This is a genomic window from Peribacillus sp. FSL P2-0133 (assembly GCF_037975445.1).
Classification (GTDB): domain Bacteria; phylum Bacillota; class Bacilli; order Bacillales; family DSM-1321; genus Peribacillus; species Peribacillus simplex_E.
Genome location: NZ_CP150254.1, coordinates 3,933,348 through 3,952,235, shown reverse-complemented (window position 1 = coordinate 3,952,235; position 18,888 = coordinate 3,933,348). Strand labels below are relative to the sequence as shown.

19 protein-coding genes and 1 other annotated feature are annotated in these 18,888 nt (G+C 41.3%); of the genes, 18 read left to right on the top strand and 1 reads right to left on the bottom strand.

Annotation, left to right across the window (positions count from 1 at the left end; genetic code table 11):
- The first annotated feature begins 128 nt into the window (after nucleotides 1-128).
- The 18 genes from MKY17_RS18995 to MKY17_RS18910 all read left to right on the top strand — a co-directional run bounded on the left by MKY17_RS18995 (nucleotide 129) and on the right by MKY17_RS18910 (nucleotide 17,809).
- A complete protein-coding gene (locus tag MKY17_RS18995) occupies nucleotides 129-2,303 on the top strand; it encodes an HD family phosphohydrolase (RefSeq protein WP_098369776.1) in 2,175 nt (724 codons plus the stop codon).
- Entirely contained in the window at nucleotides 2,300-2,776 is a 477-nt protein-coding gene (gene ybeY, locus MKY17_RS18990; RefSeq protein ID WP_076365237.1) for an rRNA maturation RNase YbeY, read from the top strand. The genes MKY17_RS18995 and ybeY overlap by 4 nt, the downstream gene beginning before the upstream one ends.
- On the top strand, nucleotides 2,754-3,131 hold the full coding sequence (locus MKY17_RS18985) for a diacylglycerol kinase family protein (protein ID WP_063233011.1): 378 nt from the start codon (nucleotides 2,754-2,756) through the stop codon (nucleotides 3,129-3,131). The genes ybeY and MKY17_RS18985 overlap by 23 nt, the downstream gene beginning before the upstream one ends.
- Nucleotides 3,132-3,170: 39 nt before the next feature.
- The gene (locus tag MKY17_RS18980) at nucleotides 3,171-3,569 is read left to right on the top strand and encodes a cytidine deaminase (protein WP_076365241.1); all 399 of its coding nucleotides are present in this window, start codon (nucleotides 3,171-3,173) and stop codon (nucleotides 3,567-3,569) included.
- On the top strand, nucleotides 3,562-4,491 hold the full coding sequence (era, locus tag MKY17_RS18975) for a GTPase Era (protein WP_034308493.1): 930 nt from the start codon (nucleotides 3,562-3,564) through the stop codon (nucleotides 4,489-4,491). Before MKY17_RS18980 ends, era begins: the two co-directional genes overlap by 8 nt.
- 99 nt (nucleotides 4,492-4,590) lie before the next feature.
- Nucleotides 4,591-4,734: a YqzL family protein gene (locus MKY17_RS18970; RefSeq protein ID WP_098369777.1), complete on the top strand. Its 144-nt coding sequence runs from the start codon at nucleotides 4,591-4,593 to the stop codon at nucleotides 4,732-4,734.
- 33 nt (nucleotides 4,735-4,767) lie between these two features.
- Nucleotides 4,768-5,520: a DNA repair protein RecO gene (recO, locus tag MKY17_RS18965; protein ID WP_098369778.1), complete on the top strand. Its 753-nt coding sequence runs from the start codon at nucleotides 4,768-4,770 to the stop codon at nucleotides 5,518-5,520.
- Nucleotides 5,521-5,578: 58 nt separating this feature from the next.
- Nucleotides 5,579-5,755: a binding site (T-box leader), on the top strand.
- A 99-nt stretch (nucleotides 5,756-5,854) separates the two neighbouring features.
- On the top strand, nucleotides 5,855-6,751 hold the full coding sequence (gene glyQ, locus MKY17_RS18960; protein WP_034308488.1) for a glycine--tRNA ligase subunit alpha: 897 nt from the start codon (nucleotides 5,855-5,857) through the stop codon (nucleotides 6,749-6,751).
- On the top strand, nucleotides 6,738-8,807 hold the full coding sequence (gene glyS, locus MKY17_RS18955) for a glycine--tRNA ligase subunit beta (protein WP_339200306.1): 2,070 nt from the start codon (nucleotides 6,738-6,740) through the stop codon (nucleotides 8,805-8,807). The genes glyQ and glyS overlap by 14 nt, the downstream gene beginning before the upstream one ends.
- Nucleotides 8,808-8,969: 162 nt before the next feature.
- The gene (locus tag MKY17_RS18950; RefSeq protein ID WP_034308483.1) at nucleotides 8,970-9,608 is read left to right on the top strand and encodes a helix-turn-helix transcriptional regulator; all 639 of its coding nucleotides are present in this window, start codon (nucleotides 8,970-8,972) and stop codon (nucleotides 9,606-9,608) included.
- A gap of 28 nt (nucleotides 9,609-9,636) precedes the next feature.
- Nucleotides 9,637-10,446: a pyruvate, water dikinase regulatory protein gene (locus MKY17_RS18945; RefSeq protein WP_076366287.1), complete on the top strand. Its 810-nt coding sequence runs from the start codon at nucleotides 9,637-9,639 to the stop codon at nucleotides 10,444-10,446.
- Nucleotides 10,447-10,960: 514 nt separating this feature from the next.
- Complete coding sequence (locus tag MKY17_RS18940) at nucleotides 10,961-11,416, top strand: YaiI/YqxD family protein (protein ID WP_076366289.1); 456 nt, start codon at nucleotides 10,961-10,963, stop codon at nucleotides 11,414-11,416.
- A gap of 51 nt (nucleotides 11,417-11,467) precedes the next feature.
- Nucleotides 11,468-13,273, top strand: a complete 1,806-nt coding sequence (gene dnaG, locus MKY17_RS18935; protein ID WP_098370092.1) for a DNA primase — start codon at nucleotides 11,468-11,470, stop codon at nucleotides 13,271-13,273.
- A 35-nt stretch (nucleotides 13,274-13,308) separates the two neighbouring features.
- Nucleotides 13,309-14,442: an RNA polymerase sigma factor RpoD gene (gene rpoD, locus MKY17_RS18930; RefSeq protein WP_034308477.1), complete on the top strand. Its 1,134-nt coding sequence runs from the start codon at nucleotides 13,309-13,311 to the stop codon at nucleotides 14,440-14,442.
- A gap of 209 nt (nucleotides 14,443-14,651) precedes the next feature.
- A complete protein-coding gene (locus MKY17_RS18925; RefSeq protein WP_339200304.1) occupies nucleotides 14,652-15,182 on the top strand; it encodes a hypothetical protein in 531 nt (176 codons plus the stop codon).
- A 221-nt stretch (nucleotides 15,183-15,403) separates the two neighbouring features.
- Nucleotides 15,404-15,772 carry a cytochrome c550 gene (gene cccA, locus MKY17_RS18920; RefSeq protein WP_098369781.1) on the top strand — a complete coding sequence of 123 codons (369 nt, stop codon included), beginning with the start codon at nucleotides 15,404-15,406 and terminating at the stop codon, nucleotides 15,770-15,772.
- A gap of 214 nt (nucleotides 15,773-15,986) precedes the next feature.
- Complete coding sequence (locus MKY17_RS18915) at nucleotides 15,987-16,694, top strand: tRNA (adenine(22)-N(1))-methyltransferase TrmK (RefSeq protein ID WP_339200303.1); 708 nt, start codon at nucleotides 15,987-15,989, stop codon at nucleotides 16,692-16,694.
- Complete coding sequence (locus tag MKY17_RS18910) at nucleotides 16,691-17,809, top strand: Nif3-like dinuclear metal center hexameric protein (protein ID WP_098369782.1); 1,119 nt, start codon at nucleotides 16,691-16,693, stop codon at nucleotides 17,807-17,809. The genes MKY17_RS18915 and MKY17_RS18910 overlap by 4 nt, the downstream gene beginning before the upstream one ends.
- A gap of 47 nt (nucleotides 17,810-17,856) precedes the next feature.
- Here the strand turns inward: MKY17_RS18910 and MKY17_RS18905 are convergent, their stop codons facing one another.
- Nucleotides 17,857-18,801: a 4-hydroxy-3-methylbut-2-enyl diphosphate reductase gene (locus MKY17_RS18905; protein WP_098369783.1), complete on the bottom strand. Its 945-nt coding sequence runs from the start codon at nucleotides 18,799-18,801 to the stop codon at nucleotides 17,857-17,859.
- Nucleotides 18,802-18,888 lie beyond the last annotated feature (87 nt).

Genomic DNA, 18,888 nt, shown 5'->3' with positions numbered 1-18,888 from the left:
ACAAACTTTATGGGGAAAAAGTGGATAAGAAGCTTCATTTATCAATACGAAGGTGAAAATTCACATAAAAACTGTTATGATTTTACATATCTAGAATAATAAACATCATTTTTTTAGGAGGACCTTCCTTGAATCGTATCCAGAAATTTTTCACTCAAATAAAAGGGCTGTTGGTCCATCGCTTTTTTCAAGTGCTTTTGTTCATCATACTTGGTTTGTTTGCGTATGGGTTAATGTTCTCCAATGTTAAGCCGGAAAGGGTTCAGGTAGAGCTTTTTAAGCCTGCGGAACAAACAATACGTTCAACCAAGACTGTGGAAGATACCTATAAGACGGAACAGGAAAAAGAAGAGATTTCAAAACAGGTGGCGGATGTTTATTCTTTAAAAAAGGAATATGCCAAAAATAAAGTCGATCTGATTTCATCCATTTTCGATTCAGCAATAGAGGTGAATAAAGAAACGGACCCCGATGGAGATCATAAAGAAGATGAGGAAAAAGATGATAAAAAAGAGCCCGTAAAGACGGATGCTCAAAAAGTTTCCATATTAAAAGAAAAATTGACCGATGAAGTGAATAAAAATATCGAGGAATCCGTTTTCCTGGCATTAGTGCAGGCGGATGAAGATGAGTTGAAAATAGCGAAGGATTCAACCATTACTGCCGTGAATAATGTGATGGGCTCCCGAATCGCTGCAAGTGACGTCGAAAATGCCAAGAAGAAGGTTGTAGAGGAATTGGGTTATATGAGCATTAGTGGCGATATGAAAAAAGCCTCCACTTCCCTTGCACGTACGGCAATCATTCAGAATGTATTTTTCGATAAGGACAAAACCGAAGAACAGCGAAGGAAAGCGGTTGAAAGCGTGGAGCCAATCAGGATCCTTCAAGGTCAAATCATCGTTGAAGAAAATCAATTAGTGGACAGGGATGTATATAGGCAGCTTGAACTGGCAGGCTTCTTAAATACGGAGTCTACCATTTACCCGTATATCGGCCTGCTGTTATTCATATTCCTGACTTTTGCCGCTTTTTATTACTATTTCTACTATTCCATTTCCCAAAAGGATAACAAGTACAATCAGTTATTGATCTTCAGTCTTGTCTTTATCCTTTCAATGGCTACCATGAAAACGGTCAGCATTCTGGCAGACCTGAAAAACTCGAACCTGGAATACATTTTTCCGGGTGCCATGGCGGCGATGCTCATCAAGATATTATTGAATGATAAGTTAGCGGTGGCAATGATCATATTGCTAGGTTCGTATGGTACGATTATATTTAATGGCGATACACCTGGAAATCTGGATTTCTCGATGGGGCTTTATATCATTTTCGGGGGATTGACGGCAATCATCATTCTATCTAGGCCAAATTTCAAATCAAAGGTGCTGGTAGCGGGGCTGCTATTGTCTTTAATCAATATGGCATTTGTTTTTTCGCTCATCTTTATTATGGACAGCCATTATACTAGAATGGAGTACTTATATTATGCTGCTGCTGCCATAGGTTCTGGAGTGGGTTCAGCCGTTTTGACAATGGGCCTGTTACCGTTTTTCGAGGCTGGTTTCGGGATCTTATCATCAATAAAGCTTATCGAACTCGCGAATCCCAATCATCCGTTATTGCGGAGGATCTTGATTGAGGCACCGGGGACATATCATCATAGTGTAATGGTTGCCAATTTGGCGGAATCCGCTTGTGAAGCCATCGGGTCGAATGGATTGCTGGCAAGGGTCGGCAGCTATTATCATGATATAGGTAAAACGAAGCGGCCGCACTTCTTCATCGAAAATCAGATGAATGAAGAGAACCCGCATGATCGGCTGCAGCCGGAAACGAGCAGGGATATCATTATTGCCCATGCCGTAGATGGCGGGGAGATGCTGCGCAGTCACAAATTTCCGAAAGAGATTGTGGATATTGCAGAGCAGCATCACGGTACGACTTTATTGAAGTTTTTCTACCATAAGGCAAAAAAACAGGATGAGACCACCCTCGAAGCGGCCTACCGATATCCCGGTCCGAGGGCGATAATGAAGGAAGTAGCCGTCATCGGCATAGCCGATAGTGTTGAAGCTGCAGTGAGATCGATGAAGCACCCAACTCCAGATAAGATTGAAGAGCTGGTAAGTTTCATCATTCAGGACAGGATTTCTGATGGTCAATTTGATGAATGTGACATTACTATGAGAGAATTGAGTATCGTGAAGCATTCCTTATGTGAATCGCTGAATGGTATCTTCCACTCCAGGATTGAATATCCGGAGCCGGATAAATTAGGACAGAAGGTGAAAGAATGATTTTAGCTATCGATTTAATGGATGAAACGAATGAAGTAACGGAGGAAGCTCAGCGGCTTGTTGAGAGCATTCTGCAATTTGCGGCAAGAAAAGAAAACATTGAAAAAGACACCGAGCTGTCAGTTACATTTGTAGACAATGATAGGATTCGGGAAATCAATAAAGAATATCGACATAAAGATTCAGCTACAGATGTCATTTCCTTTGCACTTGAAGAAATGGGAGAAGATGAAGTGGAAATTGTCGGTGCGGAAATGCCCCGCATGTTAGGGGATATCATCATTTCCATTGAACGCACGAAAGAACAGGCTGAAGAATATGGCCATTCATTTGACCGGGAACTTGGATTTTTAGCACTGCATGGTTTTCTGCATTTATTAGGATTCGACCATATGAATGAAGAAGATGAAAAAGTGATGTTCACTAAACAAAAGGAGATCTTGGAAGAATATGGACTTTCAAGAGAAGGATAAAAAAAGGTATCCTTTATTAAAAAGTTTCTCTTTTGCCTGTCAGGGAATTTTGGAGGCTGTTCGGACTGAACGCAATATCAAGATACATTTCGCGTTAACGGCAATCGTCGTATTCTTTGGCTGGTACTTCTCATTGAATGGGATGGAGTGGCTTTTCATTTTAGCGGCCATAGCCGGTACGATTACGTTGGAGCTCGTTAATTCAGCGATTGAAAGGGTAGTGGACCTGGTAACGGATCAAATCCATCCGCTAGCCAAGCAGGCAAAAGATATTGCAGCCGGAGCTGTATTCATATATGCTATATTTTCTATAATAGTTGGATTGATTATCTTTTTGCCTAAGTTTGGCCTGTAGGTTGCCGAAATGGTACTCAATTTGAAAGGAAGATGTGAATTGAATACAAAAGAATTGATTGAGGAAGCTAAAAAAGCAAGGGATAAAGCATATGTGCCTTACTCCAAATTTAAGGTGGGGGCAGCCCTTTTAACCGCTGATGGAAAGGTCTATCATGGTTGTAATATAGAAAATGCTGCATATAGCATGTGTAACTGCGCCGAAAGGACAGCTTTATTCAGTGCTTATGCCCATAACGATAAAAAATTCACTAAACTTGCAGTCGTGGCAGATACCGATGGTCCCGTTTCCCCATGCGGGGCATGCAGGCAGGTTATTTCGGAACTGTGTGAAAAGGATATGCCGGTCGTTTTGACCAACTTACATGGGGATATAAAAGAACTAACAGTACAGGAATTGCTTCCAGGAGCTTTTTCACCGGAGGATTTAAATGGATAAACTATTTGATGATACACAAGTAAAAGGTTACAAATCAGGTTTCATTTCGATTATTGGACGACCTAATGTTGGAAAGAGTACATTTCTGAATCGGGTCATCGGTCAAAAGATCGCCATTATGAGCGATAAACCGCAAACTACAAGAAATAAAGTCCAGGGTGTACTTACGCAAAACGATTCACAAATGATTTTCATCGATACACCCGGCATTCATAAACCAAAGCATAAGCTTGGTGACTTCATGATGAAAGTGGCAACGAATACATTGAAGGAAGTCGATTTGATTCTCTTCATGATCAATGCGACTGAAGGATACGGACGCGGTGACGAGTTTATCATCGAAAAACTTCAATCCGTAAAAACGCCTGTTTTCCTGGTTGTAAACAAAATCGATGCAATGCATCCAGATGATTTACTTCCGATCATTGAAAAATACCAACAGCTTTACCCTTTTGCGGCGGTCGTTCCGATTTCTGCACTTGAAGGAAATAATGTTGATACACTGCTTGAACAAATCAAGGAACATCTGCCAGAAGGTCCTCAGTTTTATCCAGCTGACCAAGTGACCGACCACCCGGAACGTTTTATCATTTCCGAATTGGTCCGTGAGAAGGTACTGCACCTGACACGTGAAGAAATTCCGCATTCAGTGGCTGTTGTCATCGATTCAATTAAAAAAATGGACAACAGTGACACCATTAATGTCATGGCGACGATCGTTGTCGAACGTGATTCACAAAAAGGGATTGTCATCGGAAAGCAAGGGAAAATGCTTAAAGAAGTCGGTAGCCGTGCCAGAGTGGATATCGAAAACTTATTGGGCTCGAAAGTTTTCTTGGAACTATGGGTGAAGGTACAGAAGGATTGGCGGAACAAAGCAAGCCAGCTCCGCGATTATGGCTTCAATGAGAGCGAGTATTAATTAACAAAATTTACGCGTCATGAAAGTTCGGAAAACGGTCAAGCTAACCATATGGTCGGATATTCATATTGCTAGTTAAAAATGAAAGGTGGGCTTTATATGTTGGATTTTACCTGGGAGTTATTTACTGAAACAGGTAATGTGGACACCTATTTGCTGTTTAAGGAGATAGAAGTCGAGAGACAGGAAAGACACTTGGTATTGAATGATGAGCTAGCAGAATTTGATTTTCCTGTTTCATAGGTTAGTCTTGGCGAGCATGGGTGGTGTCTTGGTATGCTCCAAAAATGTGAGGGCATTGTCATAAGGCGAACTGCATATGGAGAAAATAACAAAATCATTACTATATATACCCGTGAGTTGGGAAAAATTGGCGTTATGGCTAGAGGAGCCAGTAAACCTAACAGCAGGCTTTCTGCCGTCACACAGCTTTTTTGCTCCGGGTATTTTCTTGTAACCACATCAACCGGACTCGGTAGTCTTCAGCAAGGCGAAATGGTCGATTCACTCCGTTTCATAAGGGAGGATCTTTTTGCCACTGCTTATGCTTCATATATTGTTGAATTGCTTGATAAAAGCGTCGAGGATAAGAAACCGAATCCATATTTGTATGAATTGCTTTCGCAAACATTGCATTACATAAACGAGGAATATGACGCAGAGGTTTTGAAATTCATTTTTGAAATGAAGATGCTGCCCGTCAATGGGATTAACCCAGTGCTGAATCAGTGTGCTGTATGTGGTGAAACGGAAGGGGAATTCTCCTTCTCGCTTCGGGAAGCGGGCTTTATCTGTCACCGCTGTCTGGGGAAAGACCCTTATCATTATAAAATTTCACCTTCAGCCGTCAAATTGCTTCGAATCTTTTATTATTTCGATTTATCAAGGCTCGGAAACATTTCCGTTAAGCCTGAAACGAAAAAAGAACTTCGGAAGATCATCGATGCATATTATGAGGAATATTCCGGTCTGCATTTGAAATCAAAAAAGTTCCTGAAACAGATTGATACGATGAAAGATATGTTTTAGGATCTGACCTATTGACATTCCATGCTAGTTTGTATAAAATTCTAATCATTAAAATAAGAAGATTGCGTTGATGGAAAAGAGTATCTGTCATTCTCCATAAAAAGCGAACCCGGGACGGTGGAAGCCGGGATATGGATTTACAGGGAAGGGCGTTTCCGGAGCATGTAGCTTTGAAAAGAGGCCGTTTTATAAACGGCAATTAGGGTGGAACCGCGGGTATACTCTCGTCCCTATGCATTTCGCATAGGGACGGGAGTTTTTTGTTTGCCAAAATGTAATGGTTTCCGATCCTTAATTTTAAAAAGAGCCGTTTTAAATAACCTGGAGGTGTACGATGAATATTCAAAATATGATTTTAACGTTACAAAAGCATTGGTCTGAACAAGGCTGCATATTGATGAATGCTTATGATGTAGAGAAAGGGGCAGGAACGATGAGCCCATACACGTTCCTGAGAGCCATTGGACCGGAGCCTTGGAGCGTTGCTTACGTAGAGCCTTCCCGCCGTCCTGCTGACGGCCGTTATGGAGAGAACCCTAATCGACTGTATCAGCATCATCAGTTCCAAGTGATCATGAAGCCGTCACCTGACAATATCCAAGAGTTATATTTGGATTCATTGCGTGCTTTAGGGATAAATCCGCTTGAGCATGATATTCGCTTTGTGGAGGACAACTGGGAAAATCCATCACTAGGGTGTGCTGGTCTAGGTTGGGAAGTATGGCTTGATGGAATGGAAATCACTCAATTTACATATTTCCAACAAGTGGGCGGCCTTGAGTGTAAGCCGGTTTCCGTGGAAATTACGTACGGGATCGAACGTCTCGCCTCTTACATTCAAGATAAGGAAAACGTATTTGACCTAGAATGGACAGATGGATTCACAGTTCGGGATATATTTGGTCAGCCGGAATACGAACATTCGAAATATACGTTCGAAACCTCCGACCTTGATATGCTGTTTCAGCTTTTCACGATGTATGAAAAGGAAGCGCATCGCCAAATGGAAGAAGGACTTGTGCATCCTGCATATGACTATGTTTTGAAATGTTCACATACATTTAACCTTTTGGATGCCAAAGGTGCCATCTCGGTGACGGAAAGAACGGGTTATATTGCCCGGTGCCGTAACTTAGCGCGTAAGGTTGCCAAAACCTTCTATGAAGAGCGGGAAAAATTAGGCTTCCCGATCCTGAAAGTGAAAGGGGAGAATACAAATGAGCAAGCGTGATTTGTTATTGGAGATTGGATTGGAAGAGCTGCCTGCCCGTTTTGTGACAGCATCAATGAAACAGTTGTCAGATAAAGTACAGCAATGGCTAACGGAAAAAGCGATTGAATTCGGAACGGTTGAAGCTTTTTCAACACCAAGACGTTTAGCCGTATTGGTGAAAGACGTGGAAGAATCCCAAAAGGATATCGAAGAAGAAGCAAAAGGTCCGGCCAAGAAAATCGCTTTGGACAGTGAAGGCAACTGGTCTAAAGCCGCATTGGGATTCGTCAGGGGTCAAGGCATGACTTCAGAGGACATTTATTTTAAAGAACTCAAGGGTGTGGAATACGCCCATGTGAATAAATTCATAAAAGGACAGCAGACTGCTCAGCTTTTATCTGAGCTGAAGGAAATCATCAGTGGCATGACGTTCCCGAAAAATATGCGCTGGGCCAATCAGGAGCTCCGCTTCGTCCGTCCGATTAAATGGCTGATTGCCTTATTCGGCAATGACACAGTTCCATTTAGCATTGCTGACGTGGAAACGGGCCGTGAAACAAAAGGTCACCGTTTCTTGGGCGATAGCGCAATCATCGAGCAGCCGGAACGGTATGAAGATACGCTAAAAGAACAATTTGTAATGGCGGATCCAGATAAACGCCGACAAGTTATATTGGATCAGATTAAAGAGCTTGAGCAGGAGAAAGGCTGGATCATCCCGGTCGATGAAGATCTGCTTGAAGAAGTCAATAATTTGGTAGAGTATCCAACGGTGTTATTTGGACATTTTGAAGAAGAATTCCTTGAGCTTCCTGCTGAGGTACTTATCACATCAATGAAGGAACACCAACGTTATTTCCCTGTTAAAGATAAGGACGGGAAACTGCTTGCTTACTTTGTAACCGTGCGTAACGGCGATGACCGCCATTTGGATAAGGTTTCTAAAGGTAATGAAAAAGTATTGCGTGCCCGCTTATCGGATGCAGCATTCTTCTATCAAGAAGATCAGAAAAAAGAGATTTCAGATGCTTTGAAAAAGCTTGACAGCATCGTTTATCATGAAGAAATTGGTACATTAGCCGAGAAAACTGCCCGGGTAACAGCAGTGACCGGTGCCCTTGCGGATGCTTTGAATTTAAAAGCGGAAAAAGAAATGGCGCTTCGTACAGCGGCAATTGCCAAGTTCGATTTGGTGAGTCATATGGTTTATGAATTCCCTGAATTGCAAGGGTATATGGGTGAAAAATATGCTCTCTTAAAAGGGGAAGCCAAAGAAGTGGCCGCGGCTATCAATGAACATTATATGCCAAGACATGCGGATGACAATGTACCGCCTTCAGTCATTGGAGCAGTTGTGAGTTTAGCTGAAAAAATTGATACTTTGTCTTCATTCTTCGCTATTGGTGTCATTCCGACAGGTTCCCAGGATCCTTACGCATTAAGAAGGCAGGCGAGCGGGGTCGTCCAAATCTTAGCTGAGAAGAAATGGAATATTTCTTTAGAGGAGCTTATTGTATTAGGCCTTAAAGGCCTGGAATCAAAAGGCATCTTAAAACGTGATCTTGAAGAAGTTAAAGCGGATATGTTCACATTCTTTAAAGCCCGTGTCAAACACCTGCTTCAAGAACAGCAAATCCGTTACGATTTGATTGATGCAGTTCTGTTCAATGAGATAGGCTATATCCACTCTATCGTGGAACGTGCACATGTCTTGAATGCGAAAAAAGACGAAGCTGGCTTTAAAGAAAGCCTGGAAGCTTTAAGTCGGGTCATGAACATTGCCGTGAAATGTGACAATAAGGTGACAGTCGACCCTAGTGCCTTTGAAAATGATCAAGAAAATGCGTTATATGTAAAATATCAAAAAGTGGCAATGCGTTATATGGAATCCAAAGAAGAGAATGAGCGGTTTGAACAGCTTGTTTCGCTTCAAACGGAAATAGAGTCATATTTCGAGAATACAATGGTCATGGCAGAAGATGAAGCAATCCGTAATAACCGTTTATCCTTAATGAAGGAAATCAGTGATTTGGTTGCAGGTTTTGCTGCCATGAATAAGATCATCCTTACATGATCGAAAGGATGTAAGGAAATCGGAAACACTTTAAATAAGGGTTTCCGATTTCTTAAAAAGATAAATGGTCAATAAATAGGACAAAAATGCCCTAATTAAATAATTTAGTATATAATTATTAAATGAATAACTTTTGTTACTTTACTCTGCGAAAGCAGTGGGGTGGTGATTATAATCCAATTGAATAAGCGTCAGGAACAAATTTTACAAATCGTAAAAGAAAACGGACCGATTACTGGAGAACATATTGCGGATAGATTGAACCTTACCAGGGCGACACTTCGTCCAGATCTAGCGATTTTAACGATGGCAGGTTTTCTTGATGCCAGGCCCCGAGTGGGGTATTTCTATACAGGCAGGTCAGGAACACAGCTTTTGACAGATAGCCTCAACCATCTTTATGTACGAGACTACCAATCGATACCTGTCGTTGTTGACGAGGGCATTTCCGTATATGATGCAATAGTCATGATGTTTTTAGAAGATGTCGGAACAATGTTCGTCGTCGATAAGCATGCATTGCTTGTTGGTGTCTTATCAAGGAAAGACTTGTTGCGTGCTAGTATTGGGAAACAAGAGCTTAACTCCATTCCAGTCAATATCATCATGACTAGGATGCCCAATATTACAATGTGTTCAAAAGAAGACCTTTTGATTGATGTTGCCAAAAAATTGATTGATAAACAAATCGACTCATTACCGGTCGTCAAAGACACAGAAAAAGGCTATGAAGTAATTGGAAGGATTACAAAAACCAATATTACGAAAGCATTCGTAGCTTTGGCTGATGAAGGCTATTAGGGGGCTTGCAAAAGGAATGACGGAGAATATGAACGGTTCTATTATATATGTTGTATCGGATTCAGTAGGAGAAACAGCGGAATTGGTTACAAAAGCCGCTGCAAGCCAGTTCTCGGGATCTGCTTTTTCCATAAAGAGAATTCCGTATATTGAAGATGAACAAAATGTGGATGAAGTGATATCACTGGCTAAGTTGGATGGGGCGATCATTGCTTATACTCTTGTCAAGCCAGCCATTAGAGCGTATATGAAAGCACAGGTCGAGAAAGAAAACCTGTCTGCTTATGACATTTTAGGGCCGCTCATGGACATCCTTCAGGAAAGGGCGCCAAAAGGGCCGCTTAATGAACCTGGTCTGGTGAGAAAGCTGGATGATGACTATTTCAAACGTGTGGAAGCCATTGAATTTGCTGTAAAATATGATGATGGACGTGACCCTCGGGGCATTTTACGTGCAGATATCGTCCTTGTGGGTGTTTCACGCACTTCCAAAACGCCATTATCACAGTATTTAGCCCACAAACGCTATAAAGTGGCAAACGTACCTTTAGTGCCTGAAGTGGAACCTCCAGAAGAGCTGTTCCTGGTACCTCCTGAAAAATGCATTGGTTTAAAGATCAGTCCGGAAAAGCTGAACCATATTCGTAAAGAACGATTAAAGTCACTTGGGCTCAATGATCATGCCATTTACGCAAATGTGGAGCGCATAAAAGAAGAATTGACATACTTTGATACAATCATATCAAGGTTGAACTGTCCTATCATTGATGTAACCAATAAAGCTGTTGAAGAAACAGCCAATTTGATAATCAATATCCTTCAAAACAAAAACCGTTGATCCTTATAATTAAGGCAAATCAAAATGTGAGCTAGACACTCTATGTGTCAGCTCACATTTTAATGCCAAGGTCGAATAAGGGAATAACAAGAATAAGTTCAAAATAATTACATAAAATACATCTTGGTTTCCAAGTGTGAATCCGTTGATTTACATGAAAAAACATTCGGAATTTAAATGTTGGCATCTTCTAATCAAATAGACTATAATAAAAAATTGTGAGAAAAAAGTAATCTTAAGGTTTAGACTTAATTAATAAGGAATAAACTAAAGGTTAATGAGATGTCAAGGTTTTTATCATAAAAATAATTCGACATGTTCCGTATAATTCAGGAAGGGCTGGTCTTTTTCAAGGCAAAAGAGGTGCTTTCACTTAAATAAGCAGGTATTCTTTGAAGAATGATGTGCGCTCATTTTAGAGGGAACCCTCTGAATCAATGCTAAAAATTCACCATATCTTCATAAAGTTTAGGGGAGAAAAAGGATTATGCAGAAAGATGTAGAATTAGAAGGTATGAATAATAAACCTACGATACACGTCGATGCCGATGCATGTCCGGTGAAAGACGAAATCCTTCATTGTGCAAGTTTGCACGATGTTGAAGTCTGTTTTGTTGCATCATATAAAAATATGATGAATAACCCTGAAGGTAAATGGGTTTATGTCGATGCAGACAAAGAAGCGGCAGATCTTTATATAGTAAACTCAGTAAAAAAGGGTGATATTGTCGTTACTGCAGATATTGGTTTGGCTGGAACCCTGCTTCCTAAAAACGTTTATGTCCTTTCACCAAGGGGAAAAGAATACACAGACGAGAATATTTTCATGCTCTTGGATATGCGTTATCAGTCGGCGAAACTCCGCAGGCAGGGTAAGCATACGAAAGGGCCGAAAGCATTCACAAAGGAAGATCGGGCATGTTTTACAAATAAACTTATGAAAACATTGTCGAATTTTGCAGGGAATTAGGAACCAGTATCGAATTAGAAACTATCACCAATATTGCAAGGTGGAAAAATGATAAATGGCCGTATAGAAGATGAGAAAATTAATCAAATTCGTGAAGCTGTTGACATTGTTGATTTAATTGGGGAGTATGTCCAGCTGAAGAAGCAGGGGCGCAATTACTTTGGCCTATGTCCTTTTCATGGTGAAAACTCGCCCTCGTTTTCCGTTTCTACGGAAAAACAAATCTTTCACTGTTTTGGTTGCGGGGCAGGCGGAAATATTTTTACCTTCTTGATGGATATTGAAGGCTACAGCTTTGTGGAATCTGCAAAAGTTTTAGCTGAAAAAGGAAATGTTCCTTTGGATGTTGAAATCAATAAGGACTCCAAGCGATCTAACATGCCGGCAGGCTCTCAGCAAATGGTTGAAGCTCATGACCTGCTGAGGAAGTTTTATCATCATCTCCTCGTTAATACGAAAGAGGGGCAGGATGCTCTCGAATATTTACTTAAACGCGGGTTTACTGAAGAGACGATAGAAAAGTTCCAAATTGGCTACTCTTTGGATTCATGGGACTTCGTGTCCAAGTTCCTTTTAAAACGCGGGTTTCCAGCGGAATACATGGAGCAGGCAGGGCTTATTATTTACAGGGAAAAAGACGAGTCATATTTTGACCGTTTCAGAAATAGAGTCATGTTTCCAATTATGGATCATCAAGGAAATACGATTGCGTTTTCAGGAAGAGCGATGGGGGACGATGAGCCCAAATATTTGAATAGTCCTGAAACGCCAATCTTTAATAAAAGTAAAACTTTATATAATTTCCATCATGCAAGACCACACATACGAAAGAAAGAACAAGCAGTCATTTTTGAAGGCTTTGCCGATTGCATTTCAGCAGTTGGCGCAGGTGTGGAGAATGCGGTCGCTACAATGGGTACTGCCCTGACGGACCAGCATATCCAGCTTTTAAAAAGAAATACTGACCAGATACTTATTTGCTACGATTCGGACTCTGCGGGATTGAACGCTGCCAATCGTGCAGTTAATATGCTACAGGACCATGAGTTTTCCGTGAAAGTCGCTCTCATGCCTGATAACTTGGACCCCGATGACTACATAAAGGAATTCGGTGAAAAAAGCTTTGTTTCTGAAGTAATAGGGGCCAGTTTAACCTACATGGCATTCAAAATGCATTATTTGCGTCGAGGGAAAAATGTAAATAATGAAGGAGATCGAATTCAATATATCGAAGAAGTCCTTAAAGAAATTTCGCGATTGCCCAATGCAGTGGAGAGGGATCATTATCTCCGGCAGCTATCCTCTGAATTTTCCCTTTCATTGGATGCGCTGGAACAGCAGCAGCGTCAGGTGTTCTTTACGGAACGCAAGAAGGGGACACTGCCGCAGCCAGCGGCTCCAAAGAAAATGGCCCTGCAATATGAGCATAAGTTAAAGCCTGCTCACCATAATGCTGAAATGAAGTTGATTGCCCATATGCTAAAAAGCAGGGATATGACTTTCAAAATTCAGCAGTTGCTTGGGCAAACGGTCTTTCATGTAGATGAACATCAGGCAATCATCACCTATTTATATGCGTTCTATGAAGATGGACACGAACCGGATACAAGCTTTTTCCTTACTTATTTACCGGATCCAAACTTGAGAAGGATCGTTTCGGAAATAGAAATGATGTCAGTGAATGAGGAAGTTACCGATAAAGAACTGACCGATTGTATAAATCAAGTGTTGAAATATGAAAAGTTGTTAAAGATAAAAGAAAAACAAGTTGAAGAAAAAGATGCAGTTAGACGAAGTGATTATGTCACTGCTGCACAAATTGCCATGGAAATCATTAAATTGCGTAAAATGTTGTAGTCGTTTAGGTGTAAGTCCTGGAAGGAGGGGAACTAATGGCTGAAAAACCAGCACGTTCCAAACAAGTTGATAATGAATTTAGCCTTGAACAGGTGAAAGAAAAATTACTAGAGCTAGGTAAAAAACGGGGCTCTTTGACTTTAGAAAAAATTGCTGAAATGATTGGCGGTTTTGAGTTGGATTCCGATCAAATGGATGAGTTCTATGAGGTGTTAGCAGAAAACGGCGTCGAAATACTCACTGATGGTGAGGAAGACGAAGATGAAGACGATCCAGATGAGAAGAAACTTGCAAAAGAAGAAGAGTTTGACTTAAATGATTTAAGTGTTCCTCCTGGCGTTAAAATTAATGACCCAGTACGCATGTATTTAAAGGAAATTGGTCGGGTCGACCTTTTATCGGCAGAAGAGGAAATATCACTGGCGACGAGAATTGAAGATGGAGATGAAGAAGCGAAACGCCGTTTGGCAGAAGCTAACCTTCGTCTTGTTGTCAGTATCGCCAAGCGCTATGTCGGACGCGGAATGCTTTTCCTTGATTTGATTCAGGAAGGTAATATGGGACTTATCAAAGCAGTGGAAAAATTTGATTACCGCAAGGGATTCAAATTCAGTACGTATGCAACATGGTGGATTCGCCAAGCGATAACCCGTGCCATTGCCGACCAAGCAAGAACGATCCGGATACCGGTGCATATGGTGGAAACCATCAATAAATTGATCCGTGTCCAAAGACAGCTTCTTCAGGATTTAGGACGTGAACCTTCTCCGGAAGAAATTGCGGAGGATATGGACTTAACTCCTGAAAAAGTTCGTGAAATCTTGAAAATAGCTCAGGAGCCTGTTTCATTGGAAACGCCAATAGGTGAAGAAGACGATTCACATTTAGGTGATTTCATTGAAGATCAGGATGCGACTTCCCCATCGGAACATGCAGCATATGAACTTTTGAAAGAACAGCTTGAAGACGTATTGGATACTCTTACTGACCGTGAAGAGAACGTCTTGAGACTCCGCTTTGGACTTGATGATGGCCGCACCCGCACACTTGAAGAGGTAGGTAAAGTGTTTGGGGTCACCCGCGAGCGTATCCGTCAAATCGAAGCGAAGGCGCTACGTAAACTGAGACATCCAAGCCGCAGCAAACGCTTGAAAGATTTCCTGGAGTAGAATATATATGCCCTTAACAGAGCCCTCTTGAATGCCCAGCGTTCGGGAGCGGCTCTTTTTTTCAATTTTGATGTAAAAATATCCTTGTAAGAACAATCCTTTTCCATTTTTTGCTTATAATGGAAATTGAATTTAAAACAGAAACAATTTTACATAGCTAAAAAGCTAAGCTGCTAAAAAGAAATGATCATCATGAGGATGTGAAATTCATGGATGAGATGAGAAAGAAAATCATCATTAAAGAAATAAACTCCTGGAAGGAAAGTCGTATGCTTCCAGAGCAATATTGTAATTACCTGCTTGCGTTATACTGTCAAGGCGAACTGCCGCCATCTAAATCGAATAAAACCGAGAGCAAAAAAAACGACATCTTTTCCGGGGTGTTGCTTGGGGCTCTTTTTGCATTTATTGTATTTTTGAATTATTTTACTGAAATACCCATAAGAATGCAAATGCTTATGACAACAATTTCAATACTTGTTTTTTGGCTGGCGGTCCGCCGCTTTAACGGCAGGAAAATCATTTTTCAAATGTCGTTGATGGGAATGGCCCTATCATTGCTTTTATTAACTGTCAGTTTTGCAGAATTCATGGCGCCCGGCAAAGTGGGTATCCTTTATATTTTCTTGTTCATTAATTGCGGACTCTGGATACTAATGGGCGATAAACTGAAGCTGCTCCATTTTTCCATAGCGGGAGGCCTGGGAGCACTGGTCACTCTTTACTTTTTATTAATATAACCAGCGGTTTTAAATAATGATTTTAGGGTATTATGAACATATGTAAGAAAAAGTAAAATGTTTGGAAATATACATAAGTTTTTGACAATTTTAAGAAATTATATAATATCTTCTATTTTTGGGCTTTTACTTGAAACTCTTTTCAAGTAAAATAATATATAGCTGTTTGTATATAATATTAATTATGGTAAGTTTAGGTTCTACATAGGGGAGGAAATACTATGAATCGCAATCCAGTAATGCCTTTTATTATTATCATGGTTTTTGGTATTGGACTTATGTTTTTACTTTCGTTTAAAGGTTTGGGTGATGCCAAAGATCTTGCTAAGGAGAAAGAGGGCGGCGAAAAGACAGAAGAAACAGAAAATGCCTCAGCATCACCTGAGGACATTTATAAGCAAAACTGTATCTCTTGTCATGGTAACGCCTATCAAGGCGGTGTCGGGCCTGCTCTAAAAGGAGTTGGCGATCGTCTGTCGGTGGACGAGGTTAAAAACGTGATCACTAATGGACGAGGTGCAATGCCACCAGGTTTAGTCGAAGAACAGAACATTGACGCCATGGCCGAATATATTCATGGACTGAAATAAGTCATGAAACTGACTCAAGAAATCGTTGGAAAGCGAACTCTTTGAGTCAGTTTTTTCATTTTTCGGAAAAGGAAGATTCCAGATGGAAGGTTTCTTTTGCCCTGATAGAAAGGGCCCTATTTCTCCTTTCTTCAATTTTTCGATTGAACTTGGTATAATCGAATGGGAAACTAATTATAGTAAGACATTATTTGAATTAAGAGAGTTGATAAATATGAATCATGAAAAACTATCGATGAGATTAGAACGTGTTGCCATACATATACCAAAGGGAAGCATCCTTGCAGATATAGGTTCAGACCATGCTTACTTGCCGTGCTATGCGGTGACTAACGGCTTGTGTGACAGCGCTATAGCAGGTGAGGTTGTAGAAGGTCCCTATCAGTCAGCACGCAAGCAAGTGGCAATGACGGGGCTTGGGGACAAGATAGAGGTCCGTAAAGGAGACGGTCTTGAAGTATTGAATCCTGATGAAGCGACATGCATTACGATTGCAGGCATGGGCGGGACTTTAATATCAAGTATATTGGAAAGCGGAAAAGGGAAACTCGGCAAGGCAGAAAGGCTCATCCTTCAGCCTAATGTCGGTGCAGCGAATGTTCGCAGCTGGCTAATCGAAAACGGCTGGGAACTTAGTGGAGAGGAAATCCTTGAGGAAGATGGAAAAATCTATGAGATCTTAATTGCCAAAAAAGGAGACCCGCTCCGCCCTTATGGGATAAACAAGCAAGCCGGCCTCACTTTCGGTCCATACTTAAGAGAGCAATTCAGTGACATTTTCATAAAAAAATGGCAGCTTGAGAAAAAACATTTGGAAAGAATCATCGCACAATTAGATGAAAGCGGAAGAAGCGGACTGGAAACGAAGCGCAATGAATTAAAATCTCAAATTTCAGTAATTGAGGAGGTGCTTAAAGGGTGAAGACAGTGAATGGCCACGAAATCATTGAAACGTTTGAACAATTCTCCCCAAAGCATTATGCAATGGAGGGAGATCCAATCGGGCTGCATGTCGGGCGGCTCAATAAGCCGGTTACTAAAGTGCTGATTGCCCTTGATGTGCTGGAAGAGGTTGTAGACGAAGCGATAGAACATGGCGTGGAATTGATCATCGCCCACCATCCGCTTATATACCGACCATTGAAAAGGATCGATACAAACGCAGCTGGAGGCCGCATCATCGAAAAGCTGATCAAACATGATATTGCTGTTTATGCTGCACATACCAATTTGGATGTTGCTAAGGGCGGGGTGAATGATTTACTTGCCGAAGCGCTACAATTGCAGGACACAGAGGTATTGATTCCAACTTACGAGACACATCTAAAGAAATTGGTCGTATATGTTCCAAAGACCGACGAACAAAAGGTGAGGGAAGCCCTAGGTAAGGCAGGGGCCGGAGCGATCGGGAACTACAGCAATTGTTCGTTTTCGGGGGAAGGTACCGGACGCTTCTTGCCAGGTGAAGGCAGTGAACCGGTAATTGGCTCTAAAGGAAAGCTTGAAGAAGTAGCTGAAATGCGGGTTGAAACGATATATCCGGAAAATATCGAGAAGAAAGTGCTAGCTGCGATGATTAAAGCCCATCCATATGAAGAAGTTGCTCACGATATATATAAACTGGAGAATAAAGGGGAATCTCTTGGCTTAGGAAAGATTGGTGTACTTGCTGAAGAAATGACACTTGAACAATTTTCCGAACATGTGAAGCGGACTCTCGATGTTGAAAAGGTGCGTGTCGTTGGAGATTTGCAAAGTCCGATAAAAAAAGTGGCCGTTTTGGGCGGAGACGGCAATAAATACTTTACGACAGCGAAATTCAAGGGAGCTGATGTTTACGTTACAGGTGATATGTATTACCATACAGCCCATGACGCGATGATGATTGGATTGAATATCGTGGATCCGGGCCACAATGTTGAAAAGGTGATGAAAAAAGGTGTAGCACGAATTCTTGAAAAAATGTGCCGCGAAAAGAACTACGATGTGGAATTCATTCCATCCCGGCTGAATACCGACCCTTTCCGCTTTATTTAAATAACACGAAAAAGGCAGCCTTAGTGGCTGCCTTTGTTTTTGTGCAATCATTTCTTCACTTTAATCTTAGGTAAAATCTTATGCAATGGCGTTTTCTTTTCGGTATTCCAAGTCGATTCATCATTTTCTTCGTATTGCTCTAGAAATGCGATAACTTCCTTCGTGATCGGAGTTGGTGTAGAAGCTCCCGAAGTGACGGCAACCGTTTTTGCATCCTTTAACCATTCAAGGTTCAACTCGGAAATGTCAGCGATTCGATAAGCTCTCGTGCCGGCAATCTCTTGGGATACTTGTGCAAGACGGTTTGAATTATTACTCTTGGGATCTCCGACAACGATTAAAACATCAGCTTCGCCAGCTTGCTCGGCAACCGCTTCTTGGCGAACCTGTGTCGCTAAACAAATTTCTTTATGGACTTCGGCATGCGGGAACTTTTCCTTGACCTTATCCATGATATCCAAAACATCCCATTGGCTCATCGTTGTTTGATTGGTGACAATGATTTTATCACTATTCAAAGTCAAGGCTTCCACATCTTCATCTTTTTGAACCAGGTGAACGACATCAGGAGCAACTCCGACAGCACCCTCTGGTTCCGGATGGCCTTTTTTGCCTATATAAATGATTTGATAGCCTTCCGATTGTTTTTCCCGAATTAAGTCATGTGTTGCGGTAACATCGGGACAAGTTGCATCGAGCGTCACAAGACCTTTTTTCTCAGCAATCTTCCTAATCTCAGGTGAAACGCCGTGAGCAGTAAAGATGACGGTTCCGCTGTCCACCTGTTCGATGATATCGTTGCGGTTGCTTCCGTCCAACGTGATGATGCCTTCTTCTTCGAACGCATCCGTCACATGTTTGTTATGCACGATCATTCCTAAAATGTAAATGGGACGTGGCAAGGTTTTATCTAAAGCCGCATTACGGGCGATGACCATGGCATCGACAACGCCATAACAATAGCCGCGCGGGGAAATTTTAATCACTTTCATCTATGTGTCCTCCTTCAAGGCAAGAAACTCTCACTTTTTATACCTTTCTATTATATAAGACCATAGATGATATTACAAAACATCATA